Below are 22,540 nucleotides of genomic sequence, written 5' to 3' on the forward strand. Positions count from 1 at the left end.
GCACGCCGACTCGGGAGTAGCCCGTAATCTTGCGCACGTGACGGAACGGCTGCCCCTCTTCCCGCTGGGTTCGGTGCTCTACCCAGGTCTGGTGCTCCCCCTGCATGTCTTCGAGGAGCGCTACCGGCGGCTGATGGCCGATCTGACGGCCGGGCCGGAACCGCACCGCTTCGGCGTGGTGGCGATCCGGGACGGACGCGAGGTCGCCCCGACCGGCGCGGACGCCGAGTCACCGGCCCTGGCGGGCCTCGGTCCGGACCCGCACCGCGCCCTGTTCGAGATGGGCTGCGTCGCAGAGATCGCGCAGCTGCAGTCGCACGCCGACGGTCGGTTCGAGCTGCTGGCGACGGGGACCACCCGCTTCCGCATCCTCTCCATCGACGCGACCGGCCCGTACCTGACGGCCGAGGTCGAGACGGTCGAGGAGCAGACCGGCCCGGAGGCCAAGGTGCTCGCGGCCGGCGTCGAGCGGATCTTCCGCGCCTACCAGAAGCGTCTGGCGGGTGCGCGCGAGAGCAGCGTCTCCGGCACGCAGGAGCTGCCGGACGACCCGAACATCCTCTCCTACCTGGTCGCGGCGGCGTCGGTGCTGGACACCCACGACAAGCAGCGACTGCTGGCCGCCGAGACCGCGAGCGACCGGCTCCGCGCCGAGCTGCGCCTGCTGCGCCGCGAGGCGGCGGTCCTGGCCAAGCTCCCCTCCCTCCCGGCGGTGGAGCTGACCCGGCAGGCCTTCAACCCGAACTGACGCGCAATCAGGAAGAGCTCAGGAAGCGCATGGCGAAGAAGGCGAAGGGCGGACAGGGCACCCCGGCGACGGTGGCCCTGGACCGGGCCGAAGTGGCGTACTCGGTCCACGCCTACGCGCACGACCCCTCCGCCGAGTCCTACGGCGGTGAGGCCGCCGAGGCGTTGGGCGTGGCGCCCGACCGGGTCTTCAAGACCCTGGTCGCGGAGGTCGACGGCGCGCTGGTGGTGGGCGTGGTCCCGGTGGCCGGGCAGCTGGACCTGAAGGCGCTCGCCTCCGCCGTCGGCGGCAAGCGGGCGTCGATGGCCGACCCGGCCGCGGCCGAGCGCAGCAGCGGCTATGTGCGCGGCGGCATCTCGCCGCTCGGGCAGCGCAAGCCGCTGCGTACGGTCGTGGACTCCACGGCGCTGGACCACCCGACGGTCTTCGTCTCGGCCGGCCGCCGCGGCCTGGAGGTCGAGCTCCCCGCGCAGGCCCTCGCCGACCTCACCGGCGCGCTGTTCGCGCCGATCGGACGCGGCTGAGAAGTGCTCCGGGCCTCGTCGACGTTCAGTGCCTGCGGCGCGGACGACGGCGGCGGGCGGTGACCACGGCCCCGACACCCGCTCCCACCGCGACGAGGCCGAGCATGGCCGCCGCGAGCGGACTGCGCGAGGCGCCGGTGTCCGCCAGGTCGTCCCCGCCCTCCCTGGTCGGCGAGGGGCCGGGCTCGCCGGTCCAGCTCGGCTCGCTGGTCCAGCTCGGCTCGTCGGTCCGGTCGGAGGTGGAGGGGTCGGGACTGGGACTGGGATGCGGGCTGTGCGTGGGGCGCTCCGTCGTCCCCGTCTCCGTCTCCGTCACGGTCGGGGTGGGCGGAGGCGGCGGTGGGGTCGGCTCGTTCTCGCCCGTCGGCGACGGGCTGAGGGAGAAGAACGAGGCGGACGACGTGGGCGTCGGCGTCGGTGACTGCACCTGGCAGTCGGCGTGCACCTCACCGAGCCGCACCGCGCTGATCGGCCCGTCGTAGACCTGCGCACCCGCGGTGTCGTTGAGGACGCCGGAGACGGTGATGTCGAGCCATGCCTCGGCCGTGTACTGCCGCACGGCCGATCCGGAGTTCGGGTCCTGGTGCGGCGTGACGGTCACCGTCAGCGTGCTGGGCCCGATGTCGGTACGGCCCAGGTCGGCGCCCGTGATCGGGACCTGGGTGGTGCCGACCCCGACGTGGTGGCCGAGGACACTGATCCGCGCCGAGTTCGAGCGGTTGTAGGCGAGTGCCCACGGGCCCACGGGCGGCGGCACGCACTCCGCGTAGGAGTCGAACGAACCGACCGAGGCGACCACCCTGATCAGGTTCTTCGAGCGGTAGTACACGTCCAGCGCGGTCAGCTGGGCCTGCGCGGAGTGCTTCGAGGAGGACGCCGCGGTCCGGGCGACCTGGGTCGCGACGCTGATGCGTCCGAGCATCCCGTCCGGGTCGCTGAAGTCACCGGGGTCGTCCTGGCCCTCGGCGGCGCTGACCGCCGTGCCGTAGGCACCCGTGTAGGCCGTCAACCCGAGCGCGTCGACCTGACTGTCCGTCAGCCTCACCAGCGTCGCCCGCGCCGGATCGCCCGTCACGGCGACGGCGGACAGACGCGAGACCGGGAGGGCAAGCAGGGCCGCGGCCGCGGCGAGGGTGGCCGTTCCGGCCAGGGCGAGCGTGGGAACCGAGCGGTTCTGCAGGATCACGCGGAAGAGATACCAGGGCGATTCAGGACAATCCGACGATCGAGCGCACGCCACGCGCATCGTCCCCGATTTGCCGCAACCGGGCCGGGCGTCCCGGGTTCAGGACACCGTGACCTGGACCGGCGACGTCGTCACCGGCATCGACCAGTACCTGCCCTGGTAGACCCAGGCATAGGTGCCGGTCCCGGTGACCTTGACCGACGCGGACATGTAGCCCTGGCTGTCCGTTGTGGTCTTTTTCACGGTCTGCCACGTCGAGCCGCCCTGCGGCTTGAAGCAGAGCAGCACCGGCTGGCCGGTGTTCGGCACCCAGAGCTGCGTCTGCCAGTCGGGCTGCTGCAACTGGCCCTCGACCTCGATCGGCTGGCCCGTGCTGGCGGTCGGCGGGACGCCGGTGATGACGGCCGAGGCGGACTTCTTGATGAAGAAGTCGCCCGCCGTGTCCGACTCGAAGTGGTCGCCGTCGTTGGCGTTGGCCGTGGCCTCCACGTGCCACTGACCTGCCATGTCGTCGAAGAGCTGCTCTTTGGCGATGTCGACGGAGACGGTCCCGGTGCAGACCGAGACCTCCTTGTTCTTGGCCACGCAGGTGGTCGACGAGGGGCGCAGCACGCCGTAGTTGCCGCCCCAGATCCCGATCTTGTCGACCGACTTGATCCCGGACTTGTCCTTCGCCGTGACCGCGAAGGTGAAGCTGGTGCGGTCCGTCGGCCCGAGCACCACCGGCTTCCCGCCGTTGACCTCGACGGAGACGATCCGGGTGTCCCCGCTGGTCTGCTTCTGCCCGATGGAGGGCAGCACTATCCCGCCCACCGCGAGCACTCCGGACACCACCAGGAGCACGGACCTTCTGCGCATCTTCCTCTTCCAAACGGCTCGACCCGGCCCCATTGTCCCCGACCGGCCCCCATTGTCGCCGAACGCGGGAAGGAACCGTCCACCCCTGCCGACATCACCGGCCGCCTCCGGCGTAGGCTTTCCGACGGCCCGCAGCACCAACCACGCACAGCGCCGGCGAACCGCAGCGCCGCCCGCAGCACAGCGAGACCCCACACAGAGATCCCGGGCCGGTGAGGGAGCACGTGAACACGGTGGCAACACCGCAGCCGACGCCGCTCGGCACGGCCACACCCTGCTGCTCGGTGCGGGACCTGGTGAAGACGTACCGGGTCGGCCGGGGCGCGAACGCCACCGAGGTACGCGCCAACGCCGGGATCTCGCTGGAGATCCGCCGCGGCGAGGTCTTCGGCCTGCTGGGCCCCAACGGTGCGGGCAAGTCGACGCTGGTCCGTCAGCTCACCGGTCTGCTGCGTCCGGACTCCGGCAGCGTCGAGATCCTCGGCCACGACATCGTGCGCCACCCCGACCGTGCCGCGCGGCTGCTCGCCTACCTCGGCCAGGAGTCGACCGCGCTCGACGAGCTGACCGTGCACCTGGCCGTCGAGACCACCGCCCGGCTGCGCGGCCTCGGTACCGCCGACGCCCGGCAGGCCACCGCCGACGTGATCGACGAGCTGGCCCTCGGCCCGATCGCCTCCCGCCCGCTGGCCAAGCTCTCCGGCGGCCAGCGCCGCCTCGCCTGCTTCGGCGCGGCGCTCGTCGGCGCGCGCCCGCTGCTGGTGCTGGACGAGCCGACCACCGGCATGGACCCGATCGCCCGCCGCGCCGTCTGGTCCGCGGTCGACCGGCGACGCGCCGCCGACGGCACCACGGTGCTGCTGGTCACCCACAACGTGATCGAGGCGGAGACGGTGCTGGACCGCGTCGCCGTGGTCGACGAGGGCCGGATCATCGCGTGCGACACCCCCGGCGGCCTCAAGGCGATGGTCGACGGCGACGTCCGGCTCGACCTGGTCTGGCGCGAGGAGGCCCCCACCGACCTGCCCGTGGTCGCCGAGCTGTCCCGTCGGGCCGCCGTCAACGGTCGCCGCTGGACCGTCCGCACCGACCCGGACGACGCCCGCGAGCTGGTCGCCCAGGTGACCGGCGGTCCGGCCTTCGCGGCGCTGGACGACTTCTCGCTCAGCACACCCAGTCTTGAGGACGTCTACCTGCTGCTCGGCGGCCGACACGAGGGGTTCGAGAAGTGAGCGCGACCACCGCCACCACCGCCACGGCCGCCACCGCCACCACGGCCGCCACGTCGAATCCGGTCGACAGGAGCGACGCCGTGGCCCCGACCGTCACCGGCACCCCCGAAGCAGCCTTCCCGCTCGCGCCGCGCGCCTCCGTGCTGCCCGCGCTGAACGCGGTCTACCGGGCCCAGCTCTCCCGGGCCAAGGTGGCCCGGATCCCGCTGATGTTCGTGGCGACCTTCCAGTCGCTGGGCATCCTGATCATGATGCGCGGCGTCGTCGGCGCGCACGACACCGAGGCGGCGCAGGACGTCGTGGCCGGCTCCGCGGTGCTGGTGGTCGCCTTCGTGGCGCTCAACCTGCTGTCGCAGTACTTCGGCAAGCTGCGCGCGACCGGCGGCCTCGACCACTACGCGACGCTGCCGGTCCCCGCCGCGTCGGTGGTGCTGGGGACGGCCGCGGCGTACGCGTCCTTCACCGTGCCCGGGACGGTCGTGACCGCGGCCGTCGGCTGCGCGATGTTCCAACTCCCCTGGGTGCACGTGTGGATCGTGCTGGCGGTGATCCCGCTGGCGGGCGCGGCGCTGGCCGGGGTCGGCGCGGCGTGCGGGCTGCTCGCTCCGAAGCAGGAGATCGCCACGCTGCTGGGCCAGCTCGGCATGTCCGCCGCGCTGCTGCTCGGTGTGCTGCCCGCGAGCCACATGCCGGAGGCGATCCAGTGGCTGCGCGACCTGCTCCCCTCCACGTACGGCGTCGAGGCCTTCGCCCGGAGCTTCGCGGCACGCCCGGACTGGACGGCGGTCGTCGTCGACCTGGTCGTCTGCGGCCTGGTCGGGGTGCTCTCGCTGGCCGTCTCCACCTGGGCCTACCGCAAGGCCGCGACCCGGGCGTGAGTCGGGCGTAGGTCGGCCGCGAGCCGGGCGTGAGTCGGACGTAAGAGCTAGCGTGAGTCATGGGCCCTGTCCCACGGTCCCGTTCGGGCGACAGGCGAGCGGACGTGCGACCATGTCCCGGTGACCGCACCCAACGCCCCTGAGACACCCCAGGGTCCCCACCCGCAGTCGGCCGGTCCGGTCGAGCCGCCCACGCAGTGGACCCTGCCCGCCGAGCCGGCCAAGCCGCCGCGCGAGATCAAGCGGGAGATCCTGACCGGCGCCGCCCTCGTCCTGGGCTCGGCCCTGGTCGGGCTGCTCTTCGGGCTGTTGTGGCACACCTTCGCCCCCAAGGTCCCGCTCTACTCCGACGGCAGCGCCGTCTACCTGCGCGACCCCGAGGGCGAGCAGCAGATCGCCGCGGACGGCACCTTCGCGATCATCGGGGCCTGCTTCGGCATCGTGGCCGGAGTGATCGCGTACCTGATCACCAAGAAGCGCCACGGCGGGATCAGCGTCCCGATCGGGCTGACGCTCGGGGGGCTGGCGGCGAGTTGGATCGCCTGGCAACTGGGTATCCATCTCGACAGCAAGTCGATCATCGCTCTGGCCCAGTCCACCAAGGTCGGCCAGAACTTCCCGCGCCCGCTGGCGCTGGGGGCGAAGTCCACCCTGGTGGTCTGGCCGATGGCGGCACTGCTGACCCTGGTGGCCGCCACCTCCCTCTTCACGCCCCGCGACGGGCACCCCGAGGCGGAAGCGGCCGGCAGCGCCCCCGCCCGCTCCCAGCCGGAGGAGTAACCGAAACGGACCGGTTTCCCACCCTCGACGAAATCGGCAAGACAGCGCGCGACCTGGCGACCCGGCACCCGGACCGTGCCCGTCTCCTCACCGTTGGACAGTCCCGCGCCGGTCAGCCGCTCGAACTCCTGACGGTGGACGACGCGCCCCGGCGCGCCCTCGTCGTCGCCGGCGCGCACTCCAACGAGTGCGTCGGCGGTGCCACCGTTCTGGAGCTGGCCCGACGCGTCCTCGCCGAACCCGCGGAAGAGCACGGGATCGGCTGGGACTTCCTGCTCTGCCTGGACCCGGACGGCGCGCGCCTGGTCGAGTGCGCGGGTGAGCAGCCGGAGGACCTGCTCGCGCACCTCCGGGGCTTGTTCCGCCCGGCGGGCGAGGAGCAGCCGGAGTGGGCGCCGTCCGTCGGCGCCGCCCCGCCGGAGAGCGAGGCGCTGCTCCGCGTCATCGAGGAGCGGCGGCCGTTCCTGCAGTGCTCCCTGCACGGCACCGACGTGGGCGGCACCTTCGTGCAGACCACCCGTCATCTCCCGGGCCTGGAACGGACGCTGACGGCGAGCGCGACGGAGCTCGGCATCCCCGTCGAGGACGGGCCGTACGACGCGTTCTACTGGCCCTCCCCCGCGCCCGGCATCTTCGTGATGCCGCCTTCCCCACCGGACGAACGGCGCACCCACACCCACGCCAGCTCACGCGAGCTGGGCACCACGACCTGGCACGCGCCGACCCACTACGGCGGCGAGACCGTCATCGCCGAGGTCCCGCAGTGGACCAGCTGGTCTCTAGCCGACCCCACGCCCTGCCCTGACCCCGGCCCGGCGCTCACGGCCGCGGCCGACCGCCTGCGCTCCCGCGCGCACCTGCTCTCCGGCCTCCTCGCCCGGCTGCGCGACCACGGCCCGCTGACCCGAGGCGCCCGCTCGGCGCTGAGCGCGTGCGCGCCGCTGGCGGACGAGTGGGACCCGCGCGTCTCCCTCCCGGGCGGCCCGCAGTTGCCGCCGGTCCTCAGCGGGGGACGCGTGGCGTCACTCGAACTCTGGTCCCACCGCATCCCGCTGCGCGCGGCGGCGATGCTCCGCCGCTGCGCGGACGCACCCTCGGACGCGGAACTCCACAACCGCCTCGACGGCCTCCTCCGCGCGTGGTGCGCGGAGTACGCGGCGCGGTTCACCCCGCAGTGGCTCCCGATCGACCGTCAGGTGGAACACCAGATCCGGCTGGTACGGGCGGCAGCGAGCCTGGCGACCGCCAACCTCCGTCACTGACCTTCAGTTGCACTACCTCAGGGGCGCGGGGAACTGCGCGATCAACCACCCGGTGCGGATGGCCCTGCATGTTGAGGACCAACTGTCGTGGGTGGCTTGTCGCGCAGAGCCTCGCGCCCCTGGCGGCTAGCGGCTACACCGCCGCCCAGGCGCCCGCGCCCAGCATTCCCTTGATGTCGCTGGCGAAGCCGTTGTCCGGGTCCACCAGGAAGCCCAGTTCGAAGAGCACGTTGCGGGTGTGACCCTCCATCAATAGCCGGACCGGGACGTCCCCGGGGTGCGCCTGCATCGCGCGCTTCAGCTCGGCGACCAGCTGGGCGTTGATCTTCCGCTCGTGGATGGTGAGTTGGACCGGCGGCTTGCCGCCGTGCTCCGCCGCGGAGATGTCGAGCGGCTGCATCTCCGAGCCGAAGATGCTCAGCGCACCGTCCCGCTCGTTGAGGCGGCCCTTGACCGCGACGACGTTGTCCTCCACCAGCATCTCGCTGAGCAGCATGTACGTCTTCGGGAAGAACAGCACCTCGACCGAGCCGTCACGGTCGGCCAGGGTGATCAGCGCCCACGCGTTGCCCGCCTTGTTGATCCGGCGGTCCACCGACGTGATCAGCCCGGAGAGCTTGACCTCGCCCTCGGTCCGCCCGGACCCCAGCAGCTCCGCGATCGACGTGTCGCGGTTGCGCGCGAGAATGTGCTCCGCGCCGTCCAGCGGGTGGCTCGAGACGTACAGGCCGAGCATCTCCCGCTCGGTGGAGAGCAGGTGCTTGCGCGGCCACTCCTTCTCGTCGAGGACGAAGTCCAGCCCGATGGTCGGGGTGTCGTTGCCGTCGTCGATCGCGCCGAACAGGTCGTCCTGGCCGATCGCGGCCTGCTTCTTGACGCCGATGACCGCGTCGATCGCGTTCTCCGCGACGGCGACCAGGCCGCGTCGCGTGTGGCTCAGCGAGTCGAACGCACCGGCCTTGATCAGGGAGTCGACGGCGCGCTTGTTGCAGACCGGGAGCTCGACCTTGTCCAGGAAGTCCGCGAAGGTGACGTACTTACCCTTCGTCTTCCGGGTCTCCACCAGCGAGTCGATGACGTTCTCACCGACGTTGCGGATGGCCTTGAGCCCGAACCGGACGTCCTCGCCGACGGCGGTGAAGTCGGTGACGGACTCGTTGATGTCCGGCGAGAGCACGCGGATGCCCTGGGCACGCGCGTCGGCCAGGTAGATGGCCATCTTGTCCTTGTCGTCGCCGACGGACGTGAGCAGCGCGGCCATGTACTCAGCCGGGAAGTTGGCCTTGAGGTAGGCGGTCCAGTAGGAGACCAGCCCGTACGCGGCGGAGTGCGACTTGTTGAAGGCGTAGCCGGCGAACGGGACCAGCACGTCCCACACCGCCTGGATGGCCTCGTCCGAGTAGCCGCGCTCCTTGCAGCCCGCGTGGAAGGGGACGAACTCCTTCTCCAGGACCTCCTTCTTCTTCTTGCCCATCGCTCGGCGGAGCAGGTCAGCCTGTCCGAGGCTGTACCCGGCCAGCACCTGCGCGGCTCGCTGCACCTGCTCCTGATAGACGATCAGACCGTAGGTGGGGCCGAGGACGTCCTTGAGCGGCTCCTCCAGCTCCGGGTGGATCGGCGTGATCTCCTGCTGGGCGTTCTTGCGCAGGGCGTAGTTGGTGTGCGAGTTCATGCCCATCGGGCCCGGACGGTACAGCGCGGAGACGGCGGAGATGTCGGCGAACTCGGTGGGCTTCATCAGCCGCAGCAGCGCGCGCATGGGACCACCATCGAGCTGGAACACGCCCAGGGTGTCGCCGCGCTGGAGCAGTTGGAAGGTGACCGGGTCGTCCAGCGGGATCTCGTCGCAGTCGACGTCGACGCCACGGTTGGCCTTGATGATCTTGATGCAGTGATCGATGATGCCCAGGTTGCGCAGACCCAGGAAGTCCATCTTGATCAGGCCCATGGCTTCGCACGACGGGTAGTCGAAGCCGGTGATGATGGTGCCGTCCTTGTCCCGCATGTGCAGCGGGATCAGGTCCAGCAGCGGGGCCGAGGAGAGGATGACGGCCGCGGCGTGCACGCCGGTGCCGCGGATCAGGCCCTCGATGCCCATGCCCGTGTCGATGATCTTCTTGACGTCGGGCTCGTTGTCGTAGAGGGCGCGGATCTCGGTGCCCTCGTTGTAGCGCGCGTGCTCGGAGTCGAAGAGGTCCTTGAGCGGGACGCCCTTGCCCATCACGTCCGGCGGCATCGCCTTGGTGATCTTGTCGCCCATGGCGAAGGGGTAGCCGAGGATGCGCGAGGAGTCCTTGACGGCGGCCTTGGCCTTGATGGTGCCGAAGGTGTTCACCTGGGCCGTGTACGCGGCGCCGTACTTCTCGCTGACGTAGCGGACCATCTGGTCGCGCTGGCGGTCGTCGAAGTCGATGTCGACGTCCGGGGGGTTGATGCGCTCGGGGTTGAGGAACCGCTCGAACAGCAGATCGTGCTCGATCGGGTCGAGCTGGGTGATGCCGGTCAGATAGGCGACCATCGAGCCTGCGGCGGAACCACGGCCGGGGCCGACGGGGATGCCGTTGTCGCGGGCGTGCTGGCAGATGTCCGCGACCACGAGGAAGTAGGAGGAGAAGCCCATCGGGTCGATGACGGACATCTCCAGCTCGATCCGGTCGAGCACGTCCTGACCGGGGTTGTCGCCGAAGCGCCGCTTGAGGCCCTCGCCGATCTTCTGACGCAGGTAGCTGACCTGGGTCTCGCCCTCCGGCACGTCGAACTGCGGCATCCGGTCGACGAAGTCGAAGACCTCGTCGTACGGCTCGATCATCGACTCGACGAGGAGCGTGTTGTCGCACGCCTCCGGCAGCTCGGAGAAGAGGGCGCGCATCTCCTCGGCGGTCTTGAGGTAGTAGCCGGAGCCGTTGAACTTGAAGCGGTTCGGGTCGTCCTTGTTCTTGCCGACGCCGATGCAGAGCAGGTTGTCGTGCGCGTCCGCCTGGTCGGCGGTGACGTAGTGCGAGTCGTTGGTGGCCAGCAGCGGGATGTTCAGGTCCTTGGCGAGGCGCAGCAGGTCCATCCGGACGTCGCGCTCGATGTCGAGCCCGTGGTCCATCAGCTCAAGGAAGTAGTTCTCCCTGCCGAAGATGTCCTGGTACGCCGAGGCCGCCGCGACGGCCTCCTCGTACTGCCCGAGCCGCAGCCGGGTCTGCACCTCGCCCGAGGGGCAGCCGGTGGTGGCGATGATGCCCTCGGCGTGCTGGGAGATGATCTCCCGGTCCATCCGGGGCTTCATGTAGTAGCCCTCGATGGAGGCCAGCGAGGAGAGCCGGAACAGGTTCCGCAGGCCGCCCACGTTCTTGGCCCACATCGTCATGTGGGTGTAACGGCCACCGCCGGAGACGTCCTTGCCGCCCTCACCACTGGCGTCACCACCGGCCATCCGGCCGCCCTGCTGACCCCAGAAGGTCTGCTTCTTGTGGGTGCGGCTGCCGGGCGCGACGTAGGCCTCGATGCCGATGATCGGCTTGACCGGGTGCTTCTTGGCGATCTGGAAGAACTCGTACGCGCCGAACATGTTCCCGTGGTCGGACATCGCGATCGCGGGCATACCCTGTCGCTCGACCTCGGCGAACATCTTGCCGTTCTTCGCGGCCCCGTCCAGCATCGAGAACTCTGTGTGAACGTGCAGGTGAACGAAGCTGTCAGCCACGTTGCGGGGCCCCCTCTAGGCGCACAGGTTTACACGGGAACCATGGCAACCTTATGGAGATCCAAGATCGACTTCAAGCTGGACAGGCCCGTTCGACAGCCGTGGCAAAATGATCGAAATGTCCCAGATCCCGTCATGACCGAGGAGCCATGAGCTGGAACGTGATCGGGCAGCTGATCGCCGTCGCCCTGACCATCGGCCTCACCCTGCTCATCGGCTGGCTGGTCGACAAGGCGCTCCAGCGGATCGCCGCCAGGCACCCGGAGACGACCGTCTGGCCGTCCCTACGGCGCATCAGGATCCCGCTGCAGTTCGTCGTCTGCCTGTCGCTGCTGCTGGCGAACGCGCCGCTCGCCCAGCTCTTCGACAGCCATGCGGGCGACGTCCGGCACGGCCTGCTGCTCGCGCTGATGGCCTCCGTCGGCTGGCTGGTCAACCGGGTGCTGTCGGCGGTCCTGTCCGCCTTCTTCGCCCGCTACCGGGAGTTCGCCGACGACGCGGCGCGGGTGCAGCGGGTCCGCACCCAGATCAGCATCCTGCGGCGGACCGCCAGCGCGCTGGTGATCCTGGTCACCGTCGCCGCGATGCTGCTCACCTTCCAGGGCATGCGCACCCTCGGCGCTTCACTGCTCGCCTCGGCTGGGCTGATCGGCATCGTCGCCGGTATCGCGGCGCAGAGCACGCTGGGGAACTTCTTCTCCGGGCTGGTGATCGCCTTCGGCGACATGGTCCGAATCGGCGACACCGTGGTGGTCGAGCAACAGCAGGGCACGGTCGAGGAGATCACCCTCTCCTACCTGGTCGTCAGGCTCTGGGACCAGCGCCGGCTGGTCGTCCCGGTCTCGTACTTCGTCAGCCGCCCGTTCGAGAACTGGACCCGCGCCGACCCGCACACCACCGGCTCGGTCCTGCTCCACCTCGACCACACCACCCCGGTCCCGGAACTCCGCGAGGAGTTCCGCAAGCTGTTGGTCGGCAGCAAGGAGTGGGACGGCCGCGACTGGGGGCTGGTCGTCTTCGACACCACGCCCTCGACCATGGTGGTCCGCGCGACGATGACAGCGCGCAACCCGGACGACGCCTTCACCCTCAAGTGCCGCGCCCGCGAGGAGCTCCTCGCCTGGCTCCGCGACAAGCACCCCGGCGCGCTCCCGCGCGTGCGCACCGGCGAGTAGCGCACACTTTCGGGTGAGACCTCCAGCGATCACCGCGATCTGTCAGTGCCCCGCGCTAGCTTCCTCACTGTAGGAACCAGCACACATGGGCCGACCGATCGGGGGCGCGGATGGCCGCCACTGAACACTCCACTCAGGACTCGTCGCATCGAGACCTTGTCGACGCCGTGCTCAACCTGTCGGTTTCCGAAGGCTTCCGCACCGAACTGACCGAGGGGAAGATCATTGTGTCCCCACCGTCGGATGGCGCCCACGGAACCCTCATCAGCAACGTGGCAAGACAGCTCCATCGCCACGCGGAGCTTGATGTCGATTTCCTGCCGAACAAGGGCCTTGTCGTCCCCGGGTGTTTGTTCGTTCCGGGCGGCACGGTGGTCGCGGCGGGTAGGTTCCGGGACGCAGAGCCGTGGGCCGATCCGCTGGGGGTCCTCCTGGTCCTGGAGGTGTCTTCGACACGCCCTGACATGGACCGAGAGGCAAAGCGACTCGCTTACGCCAAGGCAGATATCCCCTGCTACCTGCTGGTCGACCGCGCCGCGGGCAAGGTCACCCTGTTCACGAACCCCGAGCAGGGCGACTACCAGACGGACATCCGCGTGAGCTTCGGCAAACCCATCGACCTGCCCGAGCCCTTCAGCTTCAGACTCGACACGACGCCCTTCACCTGACACTCCGTCGGTTCGCGAGCATCACGCCCGCCGCCACGAACGCCGTCCCGGCCAACACGGGGAGGGTCAGTGACTCGCCCAGCAGGGGGACGGCGGCGGCCGCCGTCAGGACGGGGCTGAGGCTGCCGACGGTGGTGCAGCGTTCGGGGCCGAGGCGGCGGATCGCGGTGGCGTAGAAGAGGCCGGAGCAGATGCCGGTGCCGACGCCCTGGACGAGCAGGAAGACGAGCACGTCGCGCGGGGCGGCGTGGGAGGCCTGGGTGAGGAGCGTGCTCGGCAGCACGCCCGCGAGGGACAGCAGGGCAATGACGACGACGGTCGGGACGCAGAGCAGGCCCATCGACGCGACGGGGTCGAGCGAGATCTCGCGCAGTCCGACGGTGTAGACGGCCCAGAGGCCGCTGGCGAGCAGCAACAGGCCGACCCCGCCCAGGGTGTGGCCACCGCCGCCCACCAGGTCGGGCCCGACGAGAGCGAGCGCGCCCAGGCCGATGAGCCCGAGGCCCACGCCCTGGAGCCCACGCGGGACGCGCCCGCCGCGGGCGGCCAGGGCCGCGACGAAGAGCGGGACCATGCCCGGCACCAGCGCGCCGACGAACGCCGCCGAGGTGAGCGCGCCGCCGTAGGTCACCGCCAGGTAGAACGGCACGCCGCCACCGAGGACGATCTTCGCGACGGGCGCCCAGCGCAGGCCCGCCGCCCGCGTGAACTGGGCCCGGCGACGCCACAACGCGGGCGCGAAGGCGAGCGCCGGGAGACCGAAACGGATCAGCGCCGCATCCGCCGGGCGCAGCGTGGACGAGGCCAACGCGCGGTCACTGAGCGCGAACGCGCTCCACAGGCAGACCGTCGCCACCAACGCGGTGACACCGAGCGGATCGGCCACCCGCCGTCCGGCCGGGCGCGGGGCCGAGGCTTCGACAGTAGGGACGGCCGCGGTGGTGCTGAGGGACATGACGGCACAACTCCACTGGATGCCAAAGCTGGGGGAACATCGGCAATGCTATGGCGACAGGCGAGGCATGCGATTGCTAAAAATGTCTCCAGAGACCTGCCAAGAGGCAGAATCTGCCACAGATACGGCCCCAAGGAGGCATGGCGCACATGGACACCGTCGACCGCGCGATCATCCGCGAGCTGCAGCAGGACGGCCGCCTTACCAACCAGGAGCTCGCCGACCGCGTCCGGCTCTCCCCCTCCCCCTGCCTGCGCCGGGTGCGTCGGCTCGAGGAGTCCGGAGTGATCGAGGGCTACACGGCCCTGGTCGACCAGTCCGTCTTCGGCCTGCCGGTCACCGCCTTCGTCCGGATCCGGCTGGAACGGCACACCGCGGCGAGCGTCGAGGCCTTCGAGGAGCACGTCCAGCAGATCGACCACATCCAGGACTGCTACCTGATGGCGGGCAGCACCGACTACCTGCTCCGCATCGTCGTCGAGGACCTCCAAGCCTACGAACGCCTGGTCCGCACCCGCCTCCACGCGATCCCGGGGATCGCGTCCATCGAGTCCGAGTTCGCCTTCGGCAGCGTCAAGCACACCCGCGTCTTCCCCCAGCCGGTCCCCTCCCGGACCAGGACCACCGAAGGAGCAAACTGACGTGCCGCGCGTGGCCGAAAGAATCACCGACCCGCACCAAGGCGAACCGGTTCGCGCAGAACTACCTGATTCCTGAAGCCAGTTCACGCATCATGGAGCGGTGTCGACCAACGACTTCTCCGGCTCCGCGGTCAACGCCGTGCAGGCCGATACGGTCCACAATCTGACGTTCATCGGAGCACCGGCCAACGAGCCGCTGCCAGTACCTCGACAGATTCCACGCCCCATCTCGGATTTTCGGGACCGCGTGACCTTCCAGGTGGAGCTCGACGCTCTGCTCGGCGGGGCCGATGGTCGACCGTCCACGGGGGTAGTGATCGTCTCAGGCATGGGCGGAGTCGGGAAGACCTCCCTCGCGGTGCACTGGATGCACCGCGTCGCGGAAAGCTTCCCTCACGGTCACCTTTACGCCAACCTGCGCGGCTTCTCCAAGGGGCGTCCTGCTACCGCGCACGAGGTGCTCGATCAGTTCCTCCGTGCCCTGGACGTTCCCGAGTCCAAGATCCCTGCGGACGAGGAGAGTCGGGCCGCGCTCTTCCGCACCTGGACCAGCGACCGGTCTTTCCTGGTCCTGCTCGACAACGCCTCGTCGGCCGAACAAGTGCGAGCGCTGATTCCGTCCTCGCCCCGTGCTCTCACCCTTATCACCAGTCGCAACCAACTGTCCGGCCTGGCCGCAGAGTCAGGAGCACGCAGAATCCGCCTGAGGCCGTTCGACAACGAGGACGCTGTCGCCCTGCTCACCGCTGGGACCGACGCGGCCGGGCCGTCGGAAGTCGCCCTGGCGGCGCGCCTCGCACAGAGCTGCGGCCATCTGCCGCTCACGCTGAGAATCGTCCAGAGCCGGATCGGTGCCAGAGCCGACCTGCCCTTCAGTACAGCCGCCGAGGAGATTGCCGAAGAACTGCTCGGGCCTCGGCCGTCTCTCCACGCCTTCTCGCCCTTTGACGGAGACTCATCCACGGAGGTTCACATGGTTTTCGCGGCCTCGTACGACGATCTGCCGGCTGATCTTGCGCGCACCTTTCGGCTGCTCGGTCTTCACCCGGGTGAGGACTTCGGCGTCAGCGACGCAGCAGCCCTGTCGGCGCTCGAACAGCGGGAGGCCGCACGTCAGTTGAACCGCCTGGTACAACTCAGCCTTCTTGAGGAATCGGACCGGGCGCGCTTCCGCTTCCATGATCTGCTCCGGTCGTTCGCAGCGGAACACGTCGAGCAGGACGAGGTCGGCCCCGCGACGGAACGGCTCCTCAACTTCTATCTCGCGCACACTGATGCCGCCGACCGAGCTCTGGCCCCTGGTCGCCGTCATGTCCTTGACGACCCCGAGGTCAGCGCGACGTTCGCCTCCTACGAGGATGCTCTCGCCTGGTGCGAGCTGGAACGTTCGAACCTCTTGGCCGGCATCCGCCTGGCAGACGAGCGCGGAGAAGACGCGCTCTGCTGGCGCACAGCGATGGCACTGATCACCTTCCTGCACCTGCGAGGCTATGACGACCAGTGGATCGACATGTGCGAGGTAGCTTTGCGCGCCGCCCGTCGGCTGGGCGACCGTTGGGGAGAGGCTTGGTGCCTGATGAGCCTGGGCGGCGCCTACAGGGAGGCCGGCCGTCTGGACTCCGCCGCCGAGCTCGACCGGCTGGCCGCGGACCTGTGGCGGGAGTTGGGGGACGCCGAAGGGGAAGGCAAGAGTCTGAACAACCTCGGCTCTGTCCTGCTGGATCAGGGCCGCATCGACGAAGCCAGCCCTGTCATCGCGGAAGCCCTGCGCATCCGGCGGCCGCGCGGCGGCCGGGAGCTTCCCATCTCCCTGATTCAACTCGGCCGACTTCAACTCCTCCGAGACGAGGTCGACCTGGCCGAGGAGAGCTTCCAGGAGGCCATGGGTCTGGCGCATTCCGCGGATCGGATCAACGTGGCCGACACTCATGAGGGACTCGGGCACGTCGCGTTGCGGCGAGGCCGACTCGACGCCGCCCGGTCCGCCTTCGCCGACGCAGCGTCGGGGTTCCAGGCGTCAGGGGCCTCACCAGCTCAGGCCCGGGCCCTGCGCGAGCTCGCCCGGTGCCTGCGGGACCTCGGGCGCAGCACCGAGTCACTCGAGGCGTTCCAGCAGGCCCATCACCTGCTGGAACAACTCAGTGACCCGACGGCCGCGGACGTGCTCCAGGAAATCGAGGAGCTCAGCTCCGGCGCCTGATCGCGTACCAGCCGATGGTGAGGGCCGCTGCGATCGGGATGATGAGGAGGACGGTCCAGCGGCCCACGTCGCCGCCCTGGGCGCCCATGTCGACGACGATGAAGAGCAGGAAGGCGATCGTGACGATCTCGACCCACGGGGAGCCGCCGAGGCGGTAGGAGGGGCGCTCCGCGTGGCCGGCCTTGGCGCGGCGGACGAAGAGGGCGTGGCAGATCATGATCATGACCCAGGTGGAGATCACGCCCAGCGAGGCGATGTTGACCACGATGTCGAAGGCCTCGCCCGGCAGCCAGGCGTTCAGCGCGACGCCGATCAGGGCGAAGCCCGCCGTGAAGAGGATGCCGCCGTAGGGGACGGCACGGGAGTTCATCGCGCCGGTGAACTTGGGCGCGGAACCGGCGGCGGAGAGCGAGCGCAGGATGCGGCCGGTGGAGTACAGGCCGGAGTTGAGGCTGGACATCGCCGCGGTCAGCACGACCGCGTTCATGATGCCGCCGATGCCGGGGACGCCCAGCTTGGAGAAGACCGTGACGAACGGGCTCTCCCCCGCGTGGTAGGCCGACCACGGCAGCAGCATCACCAGCAGCACTACCGAACCCACGTAGAAGAGCAGGATGCGCCAGCTGATCGAGTTGATCGCCTTCGGCACCACCTTCGCCGGTTCGGCCGTCTCGCCGGCCGTGATGCCGACCATCTCGATGGCGGCGTAGGCGAAGACCACACCTTGAAGCACGATGATCATCTGTGCCAGGCCGTGCGGGAACCACCCGCCGTTGTCGCTGATCATGTGGAGACCGGGCGTCTGCCCGCCGACCTTGTGCTGGGTGGCCAGCAGCAGGATGCCCACGATCAGGAAGACCACGATGGCCGCGACCTTGATGATCGCGAACCAGAACTCCATCTCGCCGAAGAGGCGGACCGAGATCAGGTTGATCGAGACGACCACGGCCAGCGCGATCAGGGCGAGCAGCCACTGCGGCACGGAGCTGAACGCTCCCCAGTAGTGCACGTAGAGCGCGACGGCGGTGATGTCCGCCATACCGGTCGTCGCCCAGTTGAGCACGTACATCCAGCCTGCGACGTAGGCGCCCTTCTCGCCGAGGAACTCCCGTGCGTAGCTGACGAACGAGCCGGACGAGGGCCGGTGCAGCACCAGCTCGCCCAGGGCGCGCACGACCAGGAAGGCGAAGACGCCCGCGATCGCGTAGGAGATCGCCAGGGAGGGCCCGGCAATGGCGAGCCTGCCGCCGGCGCCGAGGAAGAGCCCGGTGCCGATCGCGCCACCGATGGCGATCATGCTGATGTGACGTGGCGCCAAGGACTTCGCGTAACCGGCGTCGCCGGCGTCGTCGAGGTCGATCTCGCCTGGGACGCCCTTGGTCCCGGTCTGGGTCAGGTCCTTGCTCACGATGCGCAGGGGCCCCTTTCGTGCGGGTGCCTAAAGAGCATAAATGGGGTTTTGAAGGGTCTGTACCACTCGCCGACCGTCAGCGTTCGCTGCGCAGATCGAGCTGGCGGATCACCCGGTCGACCAACTCCGGGTCAGCGCCGGGTTCTGTGCGGGCCGTCTGCATCTCCTCCCGGGATGCCGCGAGCATCTCGGACTCGACCCTGCGCAAGGTCTTCACGGCCTTCACCCGTTGCTTCCACTCCTCGCGCTGCCGATCGTCGTACAGATCGGGTCTGCTCCTTGCGAGCCGGTCGACCTGACGCTGCTTCAGGCGGTCGACGAGCTCCTCCGGCAGTTCCTCGCCCGAGGCCATCTCCTTGAGCCGCATCAGCCCGGCGCGGCTGGCCCGGTACCAGAGGCGGCGCTCCTCGTGGTCCTCGGCGTCCTGGTCGCGAGCGAGGCCGAGCCAGCGGACCACCAGCGGCAGCGTCATCCCCTGGAAGAGCAGCGTGAAGATGACCACAGAGAAGGCGATGAAGACGATCTCGTTGCGCAGCGGGAACTCCGCCCCGCCGTGCACGGTGAACGGGATGGCGAGCGCCAGCGCGACCGAGGCCACCCCGCGCATGCCCGACCACCACAGCACGACCGACTCGCGCCAGCCGAGCGGAGCGGCGTCCTCCCGGCGTCCCATCCGTCGGTCCAGCCAGGCCGTGAACCAGGCGCCAGGAAGCAGCCAGATCAGCCGGACGCCGACCACGACGACGATGACCAGCGCCGCGTCGCCCAGCATCGAGGGCCAGCCGCGGCCGACCTCCTTGAGCACGCTGGACCACTCCAGCCCGATCAGCCCGAAGGCGATGCCGGAGATCAGCAGTTCGACCACGTCCCAGAAGGCCGAGCCGACCAGGCGGAAGCTGACGTCGTCCGCGCCGACCGCGTGGTCGTTGATCCAGAGCGAGCAGACCAGCACCGCCAGCACGCCGGAGCCGTGCAGCCGGTCGGCCAGCACGTAGGCGGCGAACGGCACCAGCATGCTGAGCGCCACCTGCAGGGTGGCGTCGCTGAGGAGTCCGATCGCCTTGCCGCTGAGCCAGCCGATGCTGATCCCGAAGACGACGGCGAGCACCGCCGAGAGCAGCAGTCGCCACACCGCCTCCGCCGTCGAGAACTCCCCGGAGACCACGGCCTCGATGGCCAGGCCGTAGACGACCAGTGCGGTGACGTCGTTGAAGAGACCCTCGGTCTCCAGGATGCCCATCAACCGTCGCGGCAGTCCGACGCTCTGGGCGACCGCCCCGGCCGCGATCGGGTCGGGCGGGGAGATCAGCGCGCCGAGCGCGACCGCGGCGGCGATCGGCATCCCCGGGGTGATCCAGTGCATGGCCGCGGCGACCGCCACCGTGGTGACCACCACGAGGGCGACCGCGAGCAGCAGGATGACCCGGTAGTTCTGCCGGAAGTAGCGCGTGGTCGAGCGTTGGGCCGCCGCGTAGATGAGCGGCGGCAGCACCAACGGCAGGATCAGGTCGGGCTCCAGGCTGACGTTCGGGACGAACGGCAGCACGGCCAGCACGAAGCCGATGATGGTCATCAGCACGGGCTGCGGGACCCGGATCCGCTCGGCGAGCGGGGTGGTGATGATGGCGCAGAGGAAGACCGTGAAGAGAAGGATCAGTTGCGCCACACGGCTATCTTGCCAGACGTTTCGTCATACTCCGGTGCGGAATGCCAGCATCCGGATACACGTCGCCAAAAGCGACATAGCCGAGCTTCTCGTAGAACCCGAGGGCGGCGACCTGTGCGTGCAACTCCAGTTCCAGGCCCCCTCGCTCGCGGCCCTCGTCCTCGATCGCGCGGACCAGGGCGGCGCCCAACCCGGTGCCACGGACGCGCTTGCTGACCGCGAGCCGGCCCAGCAGGACCACGCCCGGACGGCCGGTCTCGGCCAGGGCCTCCGCGCCGTGGATCAGGCGACCGGTGCCGACCGGCGTCCCGTCGGCGGCGCGCGCCAGCAGGTGCACGGAGGTGGCGTCGAGCGCGTCGTACTCCAGCTCGACCGGAACGTTCTGCTCCTCGACGAAGACCTCGAGGCGGACCGCGCGGACGTCGGCCATGTCGGTCTCCGTCGCGACGGTGATCACCACGTCGCCAGCCACGACGCCCGCCACGTCGCTCGCGGAGCCCCCCTGTGCCTCAGCTCTCCGCACTGATGATCTCCAGGGCGCGGGCCAGGTCGGCCGGGTAGTCGCTGGTGAACTCGACCCACTCGCCCGTCGCCGGGTGCTCGAAGCCGAGCGAGACCGCGTGCAGCCACTGGCGGGTCAGGCCGAGCCGCTTGGCCAGCGTCGGGTCGGCGCCGTAGGTGATGTCGCCGACGCAGGGGTGCCGCAGCGCGGACATGTGCACCCGGATCTGGTGGGTGCGGCCGGTCTCCAGCTTGATGTCGAGCAGCGACGCCGCGCGGTACGCCTCGATCAGGTCGTAGTGGGTGACCGACGGCTTGCCGTCGGCGACCACGGCCCACTTCCAGTCGTGGCTGGGGTGGCGGTCGATCGGCGCGTCGACGGTGCCGGACATCGGGTCCGGGTGGCCCTGGACCAGCGCGTTGTAGCGCTTCTCCGGGACCCGGTCGCGGAACTGCTGCTTGAGCGAGGTGTAGGCCTGCTCGGACTTGGCGACGACCATCAGTCCGGAGGTTCCGACGTCCAGGCGGTGGACCACGCCCTGGCGCTCGGCCGCGCCGGAGGTGGAGATCCGGTAGCCGGCCCCGGCCAGGCCGCCGATCACGGTGGGCCCGGTCCAGCCCGGGCTCGGGTGGGCCGCGACGCCGACCGGCTTGTCGACCAGGACGAAGTGATCGTCGTCGTAGACAATCTTCATGTCGTCGATCTTCTCGGCCACGATCTGCACCGGCGCCGGCGGAGCGGGGATCTCGACCTCCAGCCAGGATCCGGCGGTCACGCGGTCGGACTTGCCGACGACCGCGCCGTCCATGGTGACCTTGCCCTCGGCGGCCAGCTCGGCGGCCTTGGTCCGGGAGAAGCCGAGCATCCGGGCGATGGCGGCGTCGACGCGCTCACCTTCGAGGCCGTCGGGCACGGGCAGGGCGCGGATCTGGGGAACGGTGCTCACCGTATTGAGTATGCCGGACCGGAGGCCGTGCCCCCGCCTCCCGCAGCGCACGGCGACTGTGCGCACGCAGACAGCCGTTACCTGATTTTGATCAGGAAGAACTGCTGCAGCCCTGTTGACGGGTGAGAGGATGCGGTCTCAATTCACGGGGGAGCAAGGCACTTTGGGGCCTGCAACACTTCCTCCCTGAACGCACGTGTACGTACCGCACCGCGCCTCGCACCGCACTCGTACCGCAGGAGGAAAACCCTCATGGCCCGTTCCCTCTCGCAGCGCCTGTTCCTCGCCGGCTCCGTCGCGGCGATCGGCTCGCTGCTGCTGACCGGCTGCGGCAGTTCCAAGATCGGCGGAAACTCCGGCGCCGCTCCCGACGCCTCGCAGACCGTGAACAGCGAGGGCACCGACCCCGCGCTGGTCGCCATGGTCCCGGCGGCGCTCAAGTCCAAGGGAACGGTGCTGATAGCCACCGACTCCACCTACGCGCCGTCCGAGTTCAAGGACGCGGGCGGCAACATCGTCGGGATGGACGTCGACCTGGGGAACGCGATCTTCAAGAAGCTGGGCCTCACGACCCAGTGGCAGAGCGCCGACTTCGGCAGCATCCTCGGCGGCATCACCGCCAAGAAGTACGACCTCAGCTTCTCCTCCTTCACCGACACCAAGGCCCGCGAGCAGCAGGTCGACATGGTCGAGTACTACAACGCGGGCGAGGCCATCGCCACGCTCACCGGGAACCCCTACAAGCTGACCGGTGTCGCCGCCGACCTGTGCGGCGTCAAGGTCTCCGTGGAGGCCAACACCACCGAGTCCGCCGAGATCGCGCAGACCATCAACCCGGCCTGCAAGAAGGCGGGCAAGGCCCAGGTCCCCGACAACGGCGACCAGTTCACCGCGCAGACCGACAGCACCTCCGCCGTGATCGCCAAGCGCGACCAGGCGATGCTGGCCGACTCCCCCGTCATCGACTACGCGGTGAAGCAGGGCCAGGGCCAGCTGATGAAGATCGGCCAGGACTACAACACCGCGCCCTACGGCATCGCGATCCCGAAGAACGACGGCCGGCTGGCCCAGGCGGTCCAGGGCGCGATCAAGGACCTGATCAAGGACGGTACGTACGGCCAGATCCTGACCAAGTGGGGTGTCGACTCGGGCGCGTTGACCGCCGACAAGGTGCTGATCAACGCCGCCGCCAGCTGACCACTCGTCCCGTCCCTCCC

Annotated in this window: 19 protein-coding genes; 11 read left to right on the forward strand and 8 right to left on the reverse strand. The window is 69.7% G+C overall.

Annotated features, from left to right (window positions below):
• Nucleotides 1-37: 37 nt before the first annotated feature.
• Both I2501_RS23310 and ybaK read left to right on the forward strand, forming a co-directional pair.
• Complete coding sequence (locus tag I2501_RS23310; RefSeq protein WP_196196124.1) at nt 38-748, forward strand: LON peptidase substrate-binding domain-containing protein; 711 nt, start codon at nt 38-40, stop codon at nt 746-748.
• 29 nt (nt 749-777) lie between these two features.
• Complete coding sequence (gene ybaK, locus I2501_RS23315; protein WP_196196125.1) at nt 778-1,272, forward strand: Cys-tRNA(Pro) deacylase; 495 nt, start codon at nt 778-780, stop codon at nt 1,270-1,272.
• A gap of 25 nt (nt 1,273-1,297) precedes the next feature.
• On the opposite strand, the gene I2501_RS23320 is transcribed toward ybaK, so the two are convergent.
• Complete coding sequence (locus tag I2501_RS23320) at nt 1,298-2,458, reverse strand: hypothetical protein (RefSeq protein ID WP_196196126.1); 1,161 nt, start codon at nt 2,456-2,458, stop codon at nt 1,298-1,300.
• 99 nt (nt 2,459-2,557) lie between these two features.
• Nucleotides 2,558-3,316, reverse strand: coding sequence for a hypothetical protein (locus tag I2501_RS23325; RefSeq protein WP_196196127.1), 759 nt, complete (start codon nt 3,314-3,316; stop codon nt 2,558-2,560).
• 233 nt (nt 3,317-3,549) lie between these two features.
• Between I2501_RS23325 and I2501_RS23330 the strand changes: the two genes are divergently transcribed.
• The 4 genes from I2501_RS23330 to I2501_RS23340 all read left to right on the forward strand — a co-directional run bounded on the left by I2501_RS23330 (nt 3,550) and on the right by I2501_RS23340 (nt 7,468).
• Complete coding sequence (locus I2501_RS23330; RefSeq protein WP_196196128.1) at nt 3,550-4,548, forward strand: ABC transporter ATP-binding protein; 999 nt, start codon at nt 3,550-3,552, stop codon at nt 4,546-4,548.
• An 80-nt stretch (nt 4,549-4,628) separates the two neighbouring features.
• Entirely contained in the window at nt 4,629-5,426 is a 798-nt protein-coding gene (locus I2501_RS23335; RefSeq protein ID WP_196196318.1) for an ABC transporter permease, read from the forward strand.
• A gap of 120 nt (nt 5,427-5,546) precedes the next feature.
• Nucleotides 5,547-6,206, forward strand: a complete 660-nt coding sequence (locus I2501_RS40690; protein WP_328806558.1) for a hypothetical protein — start codon at nt 5,547-5,549, stop codon at nt 6,204-6,206.
• A 53-nt stretch (nt 6,207-6,259) separates the two neighbouring features.
• Nucleotides 6,260-7,468 carry a M14 family zinc carboxypeptidase gene (locus I2501_RS23340; RefSeq protein ID WP_328806586.1) on the forward strand — a complete coding sequence of 403 codons (1,209 nt, stop codon included), beginning with the start codon at nt 6,260-6,262 and terminating at the stop codon, nt 7,466-7,468.
• A gap of 133 nt (nt 7,469-7,601) precedes the next feature.
• On the opposite strand, the gene dnaE is transcribed toward I2501_RS23340, so the two are convergent.
• Nucleotides 7,602-11,159, reverse strand: coding sequence for a DNA polymerase III subunit alpha (gene dnaE / locus I2501_RS23345; RefSeq protein WP_196196130.1), 3,558 nt, complete (start codon nt 11,157-11,159; stop codon nt 7,602-7,604).
• 149 nt (nt 11,160-11,308) lie between these two features.
• Here dnaE and I2501_RS23350 point away from each other — a divergent pair, with 149 nt between their 5' ends.
• Both I2501_RS23350 and I2501_RS23355 read left to right on the forward strand, forming a co-directional pair.
• The gene (locus tag I2501_RS23350) at nt 11,309-12,334 is read left to right on the forward strand and encodes a mechanosensitive ion channel family protein (protein ID WP_196196131.1); all 1,026 of its coding nucleotides are present in this window, start codon (nt 11,309-11,311) and stop codon (nt 12,332-12,334) included.
• Nucleotides 12,335-12,444: 110 nt separating this feature from the next.
• Entirely contained in the window at nt 12,445-13,002 is a 558-nt protein-coding gene (locus tag I2501_RS23355; RefSeq protein ID WP_196196132.1) for a Uma2 family endonuclease, read from the forward strand.
• On the opposite strand, the gene I2501_RS23360 is transcribed toward I2501_RS23355, so the two are convergent.
• A complete protein-coding gene (locus I2501_RS23360) occupies nt 12,995-13,957 on the reverse strand; it encodes a DMT family transporter (protein WP_196196133.1) in 963 nt (320 codons plus the stop codon). The two genes, I2501_RS23355 and I2501_RS23360, sit on opposite strands and share 8 nt — an antisense overlap.
• 149 nt (nt 13,958-14,106) lie before the next feature.
• Here I2501_RS23360 and I2501_RS23365 point away from each other — a divergent pair, with 149 nt between their 5' ends.
• Both I2501_RS23365 and I2501_RS23370 read left to right on the forward strand, forming a co-directional pair.
• A complete protein-coding gene (locus tag I2501_RS23365) occupies nt 14,107-14,598 on the forward strand; it encodes an Lrp/AsnC family transcriptional regulator (RefSeq protein WP_196196134.1) in 492 nt (163 codons plus the stop codon).
• Between the two features lie 100 nt (nt 14,599-14,698).
• Nucleotides 14,699-16,798 (forward strand): ATP-binding protein, encoded by a 2,100-nt coding sequence (locus I2501_RS23370; RefSeq protein WP_196196135.1) that lies wholly within the window; start codon nt 14,699-14,701, stop codon nt 16,796-16,798.
• Here I2501_RS23370 and I2501_RS23375 read toward each other — a convergent pair.
• The 4 genes from I2501_RS23375 to I2501_RS23390 all read right to left on the reverse strand — a co-directional run bounded on the left by I2501_RS23375 (nt 16,782) and on the right by I2501_RS23390 (nt 21,323).
• The gene (locus I2501_RS23375; RefSeq protein ID WP_196196319.1) at nt 16,782-18,095 is read right to left on the reverse strand and encodes an amino acid permease; all 1,314 of its coding nucleotides are present in this window, start codon (nt 18,093-18,095) and stop codon (nt 16,782-16,784) included. The genes I2501_RS23370 and I2501_RS23375 overlap by 17 nt on opposite strands.
• A gap of 190 nt (nt 18,096-18,285) precedes the next feature.
• Nucleotides 18,286-19,875, reverse strand: coding sequence for a Na+/H+ antiporter (locus I2501_RS23380; RefSeq protein ID WP_196196136.1), 1,590 nt, complete (start codon nt 19,873-19,875; stop codon nt 18,286-18,288).
• A 4-nt stretch (nt 19,876-19,879) separates the two neighbouring features.
• On the reverse strand, nt 19,880-20,305 hold the full coding sequence (locus I2501_RS23385) for a GNAT family N-acetyltransferase (RefSeq protein ID WP_196196320.1): 426 nt from the start codon (nt 20,303-20,305) through the stop codon (nt 19,880-19,882).
• A 79-nt stretch (nt 20,306-20,384) separates the two neighbouring features.
• The gene (locus I2501_RS23390) at nt 20,385-21,323 is read right to left on the reverse strand and encodes an RluA family pseudouridine synthase (protein ID WP_196196137.1); all 939 of its coding nucleotides are present in this window, start codon (nt 21,321-21,323) and stop codon (nt 20,385-20,387) included.
• Between the two features lie 252 nt (nt 21,324-21,575).
• Between I2501_RS23390 and I2501_RS23395 the strand changes: the two genes are divergently transcribed.
• On the forward strand, nt 21,576-22,520 hold the full coding sequence (locus I2501_RS23395; RefSeq protein ID WP_196196138.1) for an ABC transporter substrate-binding protein: 945 nt from the start codon (nt 21,576-21,578) through the stop codon (nt 22,518-22,520).
• Nucleotides 22,521-22,540 lie beyond the last annotated feature (20 nt).

Source organism: Streptacidiphilus fuscans (assembly GCF_015690355.1).
Classification (GTDB): Bacteria; Actinomycetota; Actinomycetes; order Streptomycetales; family Streptomycetaceae; genus Streptacidiphilus; species Streptacidiphilus fuscans.